The sequence below is a fragment of the Simplicispira sp. genome (assembly GCF_028687295.1).
Classification (GTDB): Bacteria; Pseudomonadota; Gammaproteobacteria; order Burkholderiales; family Burkholderiaceae_C; genus Simplicispira; species Simplicispira metamorpha.
Genome location: NZ_JAQUAL010000145.1, coordinates 1 through 8,584 on the forward strand (window position 1 = coordinate 1; position 8,584 = coordinate 8,584).

Genomic DNA, 8,584 nt, shown 5'->3' on the forward strand with positions numbered 1-8,584 from the left:
CCGGTGACTTGCTGCACCACGCTGATGGCTTCGATCACGCCGTCTTCGACGTAGTCGTCCCAGGTTTTCTGGGCCATTTCGGCATCGGGGTTGCGCCAGCTCACCACAAAGGTGCGGTGGCCTTGTGCCACGGCATAGCGCACCAGCGAGTTCTCGGGCTGCAAGTCCAGGATGTAGAACTTGTTGATGCACGGCGGCACCAGCAGGAAAGGCCGCTCATAGACTTTGCCCGTCAGGGGCTTGTACTCGATGAGCTGAAAGATGTCGTTTTCAAAAACCACGGCGCCTTCGGTGGTGGCGACGTTGCGGCCCACCTCGAACAGGCTCTCGTCGGTCATGGAGACATGGCCCTGGCGCAGGTCGTTCACCAGGTTTTTCAAGCCTTTGGCAATGCTCTCACCTTTGGTTTCGATGGCTTTTTTCTGTGCCTCGGCATTGAAAGCCAAGTAATTGCTGGGCGCCATGGCCGCCAGCCATTGTTCGACACCAAAACGCACGCGGTTGCGGGTTTTTTCATCGGCTTGCACCGACTCGGCCAGCTCCATCAGCGTGCGGGCGTTGAGCAAATACGTGGCCGCCGAAAAGGCCGCAACCGGGTTGCTCTGCCAGCCGTCGCCACTGAAGCGTTTGTCAGAGGCCGCCAGGGTAGAGGCTTGCAGGCTCTGGTTCCACAGCGCTTTGGCCTCTTCAAGGTACTGTTGCTGCACTTGTTGCAGCTTCTCGGCGGGTATTTGCAAGGGTGCTGCTGCGGCGCCAGGGGCTCCTGCACCGCCTGCCCCCATTTGCTGCAAGGATTGCAAGACCTGCGAAATCTTGTCTCCAAAAATCTGCTGAAATTGCTGGGCGTTCTGTGCCCAGGGTGATTCAGAATCCATGTTGCCTCCTGAGAATTGCGGCTGGCTCACCCGTAGCGACTTTCGCCCCGATGGTTGCTGACCGCACAGCTATGGTAACGCCCCAATCCCCCTCTTTTACTTACTTGGAACGCTGATGTACCTGGTCGTTATCGCTTGGCTTTATGTCACCATCATGATGTCTGTGGCAGAGGCTACGAGCAGCACCGGCTCAGTGCTCGGGGCAATTGTTACGTTTGTGCTGTATGGGCTGCTGCCGTTGTCCATCGTGGTGTACATCATGGGCACACCGGCCCGCAAGCGCGCCATCCACGCCCGTGCCATGGCCGAGCGCGCGGAAGCGGAAGCCGCAGCAGCGCTACCAGAGCCTTCATCGCCCTCAGCCCAGCCAGATGCAGGCAGCCATGCGCCCGCTGGCGCCCAGGGTGGCGCCGTCGCGCCGGTGCGAAAAGAACCGTGACGCGTTGCCCACCGTACACCAGGGCGCACTGCTGTCGTTGCCATATACCTGGGTGATGCCCAGGGCGTGCAGACGCTGGCGGGCCAGCCCGGCCAGATCGGCGTTGTATTTGCCCGCGCCCCGCGCCTGAAAATGCTGCGCCGCCGCGTTGTCGTGCTCACAAAACGCGGCGCGCACTTCAGAGCCCACCTCAAACGCCTGCGGCCCAATGCACGGCCCCAGCCAGGCCAGGGTGTCGGCGGCGATGCTGGCAGCATCCACGGCTGTGGGCTGATCCGCTTCTTTTTTGATAGCTGCTTGCGCCCACACCGCAAGGGCCAGAGTCGAAAAATCTTTGAAAACCGATTCCAGCACGCCCTCCCCTCCGGTGCCGGCCAATCCCCGCCAGCCCGCGTGGGCTGCGGCCACGGCGTGGCCCTGGCGGTCGGTGAGCAGCACGGGCAGGCAATCGGCCACCATGATGGTGCAGACCTGCCCCGCACGGGCGCTGGTGCAGGCATCGGCGCAGGTGCCGTCGGGCAGATCGGCGCGCAACTGCGCCACCTGCGTGCCATGCACCTGTTGCAAAAATACGGCCTGGGCACCGGGCGTGGTGTGGGCCAGCGCCGCTTGCAGCACTGCCCGGTTGGCTTGCACGGCTGCGGGGGCATCGCCCACGTGGTCGCCCAGGTTGAGGCTGTTGTAGGGGGCGGCACTGACACCGCCTGCGCGCGTGGTACACAGTGCATGGACATGGGCCGGGGCAGGCCACTGCGGGCGCAGCCAGTCGGCGTGGGGGGCCTGCGCTGCGGGCAAATTGGTGTGCTGCATGGTGGTATCGGCAAAGAAACAAAATGGGGCCAGGCGCCCCATCGGCCCGGGTGGCCAAAGGTGCAGCGCCAGTGTATCGGCCATGGCACACTGCCAGCTTCGCTCTGGCGCCACTGAAAATACCGTAGGCCCCCGCACGCAGCACTGGCTGGCCCACAGGGGCTGTGTGGTGTGCCTTTGGCTCTATTTTCGCTTCTTTTTTAATAGCTGATAGCGCATGCCCCGCGTGCCCTGAAGCCTTATTTGACCCAAAATTACTGCATGACTTACCGCAGCCCGATCCAACACTGCCGCGCCTGTGGCAGCGCCGTGGTGTACCGCCTGCCCGACGATGGCGACACCCGCCAGCGCGCCGTCTGTCCGGCGTGCCGCACCGTGCATTACGAAAATCCGCTCAACGTGGTGGGCACCGTGCCTGTGCTGGGCGATCGGGTGCTGCTGTGCAAGCGCAACATCGAGCCGCGCTGGGGCAAGTGGACACTGCCCGCAGGTTTCATGGAGCTGGATGAAACCACCGCCCAGGGCGCTGCCCGTGAAACCGATGAGGAAGCCGGCGCGCAGTTCGAGATGGGGCCGTTGTTCAGCCTGCTGAACGTACCGCGCGTGGGCCAGGTGCATCTTTTTTACCGCGCCACGCTGCTCAGCGACCAATTCAACCCAGGCTTTGAAACGCTGGAGGCACGCCTGTTTGCAGAAGAAGAAATTCCTTGGGACGAATTGGCTTTTCGCACCGTCAAGGAAACGCTGGAGCGCTATTTTTCAGACCGCCGCAATGGTGCGTTTGGCATCCATTGCATTGATATTGCCTAATGAATAGGCACCGGGCACACTTTGCCCGGCCAACCCCTCTTCTTGTTGACGTTTCTCATCTGTTTTTTTAATTCCTTAAAAAAATGTAAGTTACTTTCAAAGTCTCTTTGGTGGCCACTTAAGCTATTAAAAAAGGAGCTGCCAGCGCCCGCTTGGTAACGTCTAATCCCCTTTTTTCTTGAAACATGGCTGCGATGGCTTGCGCCAGCAGGACGCACCAAGGGCTGGCGCGGCTCTTGCATTGCAGCAGTGTGCGCAAGCCAGCCTGCGCGCTTTACCAAGAAAGCCGTCCATGCCATCGAATGCCCTAGCCCACACCGATACCCTCATGCCTTTCATGCGCAATGTGGCGCGCTGTGAGGGTGCGCTGCGCGAGTTGAACCTGATGTGGCGCCTGATTGAGGCCTCTGCCAAGATGAATTGCCCGCAGGAAGCGCACAGCATCCTGCCCATGGTGGCGGCCACGCGCGAAGGCTTTCAACGGCTGGAGGGCGATCTGGTCACCTCTTTGGTGCAGGAATCAATGGGCAAGGTGATGGCGGAAATCGGCACCCACGCCCGCCATGTGATCGACATCGTGGTGCGCAACCTCTACGAGCGCACCGCCGATGTAGGCTTTCTGGCCACCGACCAGGAGCTGTGCCGCTTTGTGGCGGGCACCGACAACGCCCGCCCGGTGCTGGCGCGCCTGCGCGAATACCGCAGCAAATACACCGTCTATGACGACATCCTGCTGCTGGATTTGCAGGGCAACGTGCTGGCGCAAACCGACGAAAACTCCCCCGTAGAGGGCAGCCGCGATCCCCTGCTGGCGCAAACGCTGCAAAGCCAGGGCTATGTGGAGACGTTCCGCGCCACCGACCTGCGCCCGGGCAAGCCCCATGCCCTCATCTACTCGCACCGCATGCTGCACCCGCGCACCGGCGAGCCCGTGGGCGTGCTGTGCCTGAGTTTTGCCTTTCAGGAGGAGATGCAAGGCATCTTCCACTCCCGGCAAAACGAAGACCAGCGCAACATCGCCCTGCTGCTGGATGCGGACAACCGCGTCATTGCCAGCGCCGATCCGCTGTGGGTGGCCGTGGGTGCGCGGGTGCCAGTGAACCAACATGGTGCATCGCCCCTGCTGCTGCACGGCGGACGCACCTATTTGACGCAAACCGTGGTGGCGCAGGGCTACCAGGACTACCCCGGCCCGCCCGGCTGGCGCGGCCAGGTCATGGTGCCGATAGAGCTGGCATTTCTGGCCCAGGCCAACCGCGCCATCGACCAGCTCGAACCCGCCATTGCCCAGGGCCTGCTGGCGCATGCCCACCGCTTTTGCCCGCCGCTGTACGACATCGTCCGCGCGGCAGACACCATCCGCCGCGTGGTCTGGAACGGCCAGGTCATGAGCGCCGGGCCATCGGGCGGGGCGCAAAAGCTCAAGGCGGTGCTGGAGCAGATTGGGGAGACAGGCGCGCGCACCAACGAGGTGTTTGACCAATCCATCCGCGATTTGTACGACACGGTGCTCAGCTCCAGCATGCGCGACAGCGAGTTTCTGACCCAGCTGCTGGTGGACTTGCTTGACCGCAACCTGTACGAGCGCGCCAACGACTGCCGCTGGTGGGCCCAGGCCAGCGTCCTGCGCACCCTGCTGGCCGATGGCGTGCAGGGTGCTGCCGCAGCCTGCCAGATGCTGGAGCACATCAACAGCCTCTACACCGTGTACACCCGCCTGGTGGTGTATGACCGCCAGGGCTGCATCGTGGCCGCCAGCCGCCCCACCTGCCAGGACGGCAGCAGCGTACTGGGCACCTGGGTGGAGCCAGCCACGCTGGCCGCCGTGCTCGCCCTGCCCAGCACGCAGTCCTACCACGTCACGCCCTGGGGCCCTTCGCCGCTGGACGATGGCAAGAGCACCTGCGTGTACCACGCCGCCATCCGCGCCCCCGACAACGATGGCAGCGTGCTGGGGGGCATTGGCGTGGTGTTCAATGCCAGTGGGGAATTTGCCGCCATGCTGCATGGCGCCGTGGCAGGAAAACTGAACACGGTGGCAGTGTTTGTTGACCGCCACGGAGAGATTCTGGCCAGCACCGACCCCGCCCGCCCCGTAGGCCAGCACCTGGAACTCCCCCCCGATATGCAGGCCCTGCCCGCAGGCGCCAGCCTGGCGCGTGCCATGGTGCACGACGCGCACTACTGCATCGTGGGCTGCTCGGCGTCCAACGGCTACCGCGAATTCAAGGTCAGTGACGGCTACCGCCACGACGTGCTGGCGCTGTCGTTTGAATCGTTCGGCGCTGTGCAAAGCAGCGCCATGGATGCCGCACACCGCCAGCGCACGGTGCTGGTATCAGATCCCCCAGCCCCCGACAGCCAGGAAATGGCCACCTTTTTCGTCGATACCGGGCTGTTTGCGCTGGACACCCAGGGCGTTCTGGAGGCCCTGCCCGCCAGCGCCATCGCCACCGTGTCGGCGGGGCGGCTGCCCTACTGCGTGGGTGCCCTGGCGCGCAAGGCGCAGGGCAACATCACCGGCTATGTCTGGGTGTTTGATCTGGGCCACCTGCTGCGCGGCACGCCCTCGCAGATCACGCCCCACAGCCAGGTCATCGTGCTGGAACACGACGGGCGACGCATCGGCCTGCTGGTCAACGAGCTGCACGGCGTGACCACCTTTGCCAGCCACCGCATCATGCAGGCCCCGGCGCTGGGGCACTACAGCGGCCAGCTGGTTCACCGCCTGATCAAAGCCAACCAGGGCCAGGTGCTGGTGCAGTGCCTGGATGTGGAAAAACTCATGTCCATACTGCGCCGCCCCGCAGAGGCAGCCGCCCGCGCGCTACCGGACGATGCCGCCGCTGGCGTAGCCGACACCACGCCAGCCCACCGGCTGGCCGCGTAAGCACCGACCGCACCACAGCCCCTGCGACAGGGGCCGCACCGGCTACGGCGATGGCGAGCGATCGGCAGGGCCTTGCCAGTCCTCGGGCGCCACCACCACACCGGGGCGCACTGCGGGCCGAGGCCAATCCTGCGCTGGCACCACCACGCCGGGCAACACCGGCGCTGCCGATGGCGTGCTGCTGGGCAGGGGCAGCAGCTCGGCTGACTCGGTGATTTCTGCCGGGGGCTGGGGCGGCGCCTCTGGGGGCGACGGCAATGGCAACTCTGGCGGCATGGGCAACGGTGCGGGCACCGGGCGCGGTGGCGGCGGTGCGGATGGCGCGGGAACCAGCGCCAGCAGCGCCTGCCACCAGCCGCGCAGACGCTCGCGCAGCGGGCCAAAGAAATCGCGCTCTTGCGCATCCACAAAACGCACGCGCGCGTCCAGCGCCTTGCTGCGCAGCGCCTGCTGGAAAAAATCACCCACGATGGGCAGCGCGCTCTGCGCCCCCTGCCCCCAGTGGTCGCTGCGCAGCGTGATGCGGCTGTCGTTGAAGCCCACCCACGCCCCGCCCACCAGCTGCGGGTGCATGAGGATGAACCAGCCATCGGCGTTGTCCTGCGTGGTGCCGGTTTTGCCCGCCACATCGGCGCGGATGCCAAATCGCGTGCGGATGCCCCGGCCCGTGCCCTGGTCCACCACACCGCGCAGGGCATCGCGCAGGGTTTGCGCCGCCTGCACCGGCAGCACCTGCTGCGCGGCCACGGGGGCAAACTCTTGCAACACCCTGCCCTGGCGGTCTTCAATGCGGGTCACCCACACCGGGGGCCGGTAAGCGCCCGCGTTGGCAATGGTGCCGTAGGCCGACACCATCTCTTTGAGCGTGACCGGGCTGGTGCCCAGCGCCAGCGAGGGCACCAGTTCTAGCTTGCTGTCGCGCACGCCCATAGCACGGGCCAGTTGCGCCACTTCGCCCACGCCCACCTTTTGCACCAACTGGGCGGTGATGGTGTTTTTGGAATACACCAGCGCCTCGCGCAGCCCCATGGCGCGGCCCGTGGGCGCGCTGGCGTCGCTGGGGCGCCAGACTTCGCCACCGGGGAGGTTGATTTCCACGGCCTCATCTACCAGCGTGTCGGTGGGTTTCCAGCCCTGGGCAAAGGCAGCGCCATAGACAAACGGCTTGAAGGTCGAGCCCGGCTGGCGGCGCGCCTGCTGTACGTGGTCGAAAGCATCCTGCGCAAAATCGCGGCTGCCCACCCAGGCGCGGATCTGGCCCGTGGCAGGCTCCAGCGCCACAAAGCCGGCCTGCACGCGCGTCTTGTTCTGGCGCAGTGCGCGCATGAAGGCGGCATCTGCCCACAGCGCTTTGGCCGCCTCCTCGGGCGTCTGGCCTTTGGCCACGGCGGCGCGGTACTCGGGCGACTCGCGCACCAGCGTTTGCACCAGCGCGTTGCCCGTGCCCCAAGCACCGCGCTGCGACCAGGCCGCATCGGCCACGTTTTGCAACTGGCGCCCCTGGCGCGCCACCGCCTGGTTGGCCCAGGCTTGCAGGCGCGAATCAATGGTGGTGCGCACCACCAGCCCATCGGCATAGAGGTTGTAGCCCTGGTCATCGGCCCAGGCGATCAGCCATTTGCGCAGCTGCTGGGCAAAGTGCGGTGCCGGGCCCTGGGGCTCAGCCTGGCGCTCGAAGTTGATGCGCAGCGGGCGTTTTTTCAGGGCTTCAAACTGCTCGGGCGCCAGTTTGCCGCGCTTGACCATCTGCGCCAGCACCGTGTTGCGCCGTTGCAGCGCGCGCTCGGGGTTGAGCACCGGGTTGTAGTAGCTGGTGCCCTTGAGCATGCCGATCAGCGTGGCGCTTTGCAGCACCGTGAGCTTGTCGGCAGAGGTGTCGAAATACGTGCGCGCCGCCATCTCGATGCCGTGGGCGTTGTAGAGAAACGGCACCGTGTTCAGGTACGTCTCCAGAATCTCGTCTTTGGTGTAGAGCAGCTCGATCTTGAAGGCGGTGATGGCCTCCTTGAGCTTGCGCGTGAGCGTGGGCGCACGGCCAATTTCTTCGGGGAACAGGTTGCGTGCCAGCTGCTGCGTGAGCGTGGAGCCGCCCTGGCGCTCGCCGCCGAAAGTGGCCAGCGCGGCGCCTGCCGTGCGCCGCCAGTCCATGCCCCAATGTTGGTAGAAGCGGTGGTCTTCGGTGGCGATCAGCGCCGCGCTGACGGGGGTCGCCATGCGGCCCAGGGGCACCCATTCGCGGTGCGCCCACTGGTACTGCGCCAGCAGTTTGCCGTCGCTGGAGAGCACCTGCGCAGGCTGCTCGGTCTTGGCCTTGCGGATGTCGCTGATGGCGGGCGTGAACGGAATCAAGACCAGCGTGTACAGCAACAACAGCGCAGGCGGCATGGCCAGCGCCCACAGCACCGTGCGGCGCGTGGGTGGCCAGCGCAGCAGCGCGGCAATTTTTAACAAAAAAGCCTTCAAACCCTTACGCAGCAAGCGCGACCAGCTATCAAATCAATAGTATTCACCACCGCAGCCCTGGCCCTCAGGGTGTGGCCAACAGGGCCTGCATACCGGCTTCGTCCAGCACGGGCACGCCCAGCTCCAGCGCTTTGGCCAGCTTGCTGCCCGCCTCGGCGCCAGCCACCACATAGCTGGTTTTTTTGCTGACCGAACCGGCCACTTTGGCGCCTGCGGCTTCGAGCAGGTCTTTGGCCTCATCACGTCCCAGGGTGGGCAGCGTGCCGGTAATCACCACCGTCAGGCCGGCCAGCGGCT

7 protein-coding genes are annotated in these 8,584 nt (G+C 65.0%); 3 read left to right on the forward strand and 4 right to left on the reverse strand.

What is annotated here, in order from left to right:
* The coding region (locus tag PHX69_RS13500) for a PHA/PHB synthase family protein (protein ID WP_502958533.1) at window positions 1-875 on the reverse strand (875 nt) is incomplete at its 3' end.
* A 115-nt stretch (window positions 876-990) separates the two neighbouring features.
* Here PHX69_RS13500 and PHX69_RS13505 point away from each other — a divergent pair.
* Entirely contained in the window at window positions 991-1,314 is a 324-nt protein-coding gene (locus tag PHX69_RS13505; protein ID WP_119012591.1) for a hypothetical protein, read from the forward strand.
* Here PHX69_RS13505 and PHX69_RS13510 read toward each other — a convergent pair.
* Entirely contained in the window at window positions 1,234-2,124 is an 891-nt protein-coding gene (locus PHX69_RS13510; protein WP_288044352.1) for a purine nucleoside phosphorylase YfiH/LACC1 family protein, read from the reverse strand. The genes PHX69_RS13505 and PHX69_RS13510 overlap by 81 nt on opposite strands.
* Window positions 2,125-2,385: 261 nt before the next feature.
* Here PHX69_RS13510 and PHX69_RS13515 point away from each other — a divergent pair, with 261 nt between their 5' ends.
* Together PHX69_RS13515 and PHX69_RS13520 are read left to right on the forward strand one after the other, a co-directional pair.
* Entirely contained in the window at window positions 2,386-2,934 is a 549-nt protein-coding gene (locus tag PHX69_RS13515) for an NUDIX hydrolase (RefSeq protein WP_119012590.1), read from the forward strand.
* 292 nt (window positions 2,935-3,226) lie between these two features.
* Window positions 3,227-5,824, forward strand: coding sequence for a chemotaxis protein CheW (locus PHX69_RS13520; protein ID WP_288044350.1), 2,598 nt, complete (start codon window positions 3,227-3,229; stop codon window positions 5,822-5,824).
* Between the two features lie 42 nt (window positions 5,825-5,866).
* Here PHX69_RS13520 and PHX69_RS13525 read toward each other — a convergent pair whose 3' ends face one another.
* Window positions 5,867-8,209, reverse strand: a complete 2,343-nt coding sequence (locus PHX69_RS13525) for a penicillin-binding protein 1A (protein ID WP_288044354.1) — start codon at window positions 8,207-8,209, stop codon at window positions 5,867-5,869.
* A gap of 142 nt (window positions 8,210-8,351) precedes the next feature.
* Window positions 8,352-8,584, reverse strand: a 233-nt coding sequence (locus tag PHX69_RS13530; RefSeq protein ID WP_353852416.1) for a BRCT domain-containing protein, incomplete at its 5' end; no start/stop codon positions are given.